The sequence below is a fragment of the Variovorax sp. P1_H12_2 genome, from assembly GCF_056405335.1.
In genome coordinates this window covers 1-1,215 of sequence record NZ_JBFUCI010000761.1, presented here as the reverse complement: position 1 = coordinate 1,215, position 1,215 = coordinate 1, and the positions used below count along the sequence as shown (strand labels likewise).

Below are 1,215 nucleotides of genomic sequence, written 5' to 3'. Positions count from 1 at the left end.
CAGCCCCACCAGCGCCAGCGTGACCCAGTAATAGGCGCGCTTGTCGGCCAGCCATTCGGACGGCCAGACCCCGGTGAGCCCGTTGCTGCCGCCCGTGAAGCTGTCCCACTGGTAGGTGATGGCCCAGGTGATCTGCGCGAAGGCCAGCGTGAGCATCGCGAGGTAGACGCCCGAGAGCCGGACCGCGAACCAGCCGTAGACGAAGGCGCCCACCGCCGCCACCAATGGCGCGACGATCAGGGCGAGCTCCATCGGCATGCCGCTGGAGCGCACCAGCAGCGCGGCCCCGTAGGCGCCGAGCCCGAAGTACGCGGCGTGGCCGAAGGAGTGCATGCCGGCCGGCCCCATGATGAAGTGCAGGCTGGCCGCAAACAGGGCGGCGATCAGCAGGTCGATCATCAGCACGGTGGTGTAGGGCGAGCCCGCCGTGATGAACGGCATCGCCGCCAGCACCAGGCCGAACAGCGCCGCGGTGATCACGTAGGTGCGGCCCGGACGCCGCAGCGGCTCCTCCTGCATGCCCACGTAGCGGCTCGGTGCCTGCGGCTTGCCGAACAGGCCCCACGGCCGCCAGACCAGCACGATGGCCATGACGAGGAAGTCGACCACCAGCGTGAGCTTGGAAAACGAGACGCTGAGGCCGAACACCTCGACCACGCCGAGCCAGATGCAGATCGCCTTGATCTCGGCGATCAGCAGCGCCGCGGCATAGGCGCCCGGGATCGATCCCATGCCCCCGACCACCACCACCACGAAGGCAGCGCCGATGGTGTTGAGGTCCATCTCGAGCGTGGCCGGCTCGCGCGGCAGTTGCAGCGCGCCGCCCAGGCCCGCGAGCAGCGCGCCGAGCGCGAACACCGCGGTGAACAGCCAGGCCTGGTTGACGCCGAGCGCGCTGACCATCTCGCGGTCCTGCGTGGCGGCGCGCACCAGGGTGCCGAAGCGGGTGCGCGTGAGCAGCAGCCAGACCAGCCCGAGCACCACCGGCCCGACCACGATCAGGAACAGGTCGTAGGAAGGAAACTGGCGCCCGAGGATCATGACCGAACCCGAGAGGCCCGGCGCCCGCGGGCCCAGCAGTTCATCGGGGCCCCAGAGCCACAGCACCGCGTCCTTGATGACCAGCACCAGCGCGAAGGTGGCCAGCAACTGGAAGAGTTCGGGCGCCTTGTAGATGCGCCGCAGCAGCACCATCTCGATCAGCGCGCCCAGCAC

Annotated in this window: 1 protein-coding gene; it reads right to left on the bottom strand. The window is 69.6% G+C overall.

The features are described 5' to 3' along the window. Positions 1 to 1,215 (bottom strand): ABC transporter permease (locus tag AC1D2K_RS34945; protein ID WP_478095039.1); only part of this gene is annotated, 1,215 nt, incomplete at both ends.